The organism is Caballeronia arvi (assembly GCF_001544695.2).
In the GTDB taxonomy this organism is placed as follows: Bacteria; Pseudomonadota; Gammaproteobacteria; order Burkholderiales; family Burkholderiaceae; genus Caballeronia; species Caballeronia arvi.
Map to the genome: position 1 here is coordinate 1 of NZ_FCOM02000316.1, position 671 is coordinate 671.

1 protein-coding gene is annotated in these 671 nt (G+C 64.7%); it reads left to right on the forward strand.

Annotated features, from left to right (window positions below):
* A partial coding sequence (locus AWB74_RS45105; protein ID WP_327363395.1) for a carbamoyltransferase C-terminal domain-containing protein occupies nucleotides 1-671 on the forward strand: 671 nt, incomplete at both ends.

Genomic DNA, 671 nt, shown 5'->3' on the forward strand with positions numbered 1-671 from the left:
ACGCAGCATCACTTCGATATCGCGCATTCGCTGCAAGCCGTGCTCGAAGAAACCGCGCTCGAACTCGCGAAGTGGCTGCGTGAGAAAACGGGGCTGCGCAATCTTGCGATGGCGGGCGGCGTCGCGCTCAACTGCGTGATGAACGCGCGCCTTCGCGATCGCGGTCCGTTCGATGAAGTATGGGTTCAGCCGGCGGCAGGCGACGCCGGCACCGCACTGGGCGCCGCGCTATGGACAGACTATAGGGAACGCGCGAAGGCAGGCGACCGAGGCCGCAGGTGGCGCATGGATCACGCGTATCTCGGCCCCGCATTCGGCGACGAGGAAATTGAAGCGTTCCTGAAATGGGCGCGCGCGCCGTATCGCAAGCTCACGAACATCGCCGAAGAAACGGCGGAGATTCTCGCGCAGAATCGCGTGATCGGCTGGTATCAGGGCCGCACGGAGTTCGGCCCGCGTGCGCTCGGCGCGCGCTCGATTCTCGCATCGCCGATTCATGCGGATATGCAGGCGCGTCTGAACGAGATCAAGGATCGCGAAGACTTCCGCCCCGTTGCGCCCGTCGTGATGGAGGAGCACGCGGCCGACTGGTTCGTCGATGCGCGCGTCGCGCCGTTCATGCTGTTCGTGTTCGACGTGCGCGACGAGATGAAAGCGCGCATTCCGGCGGT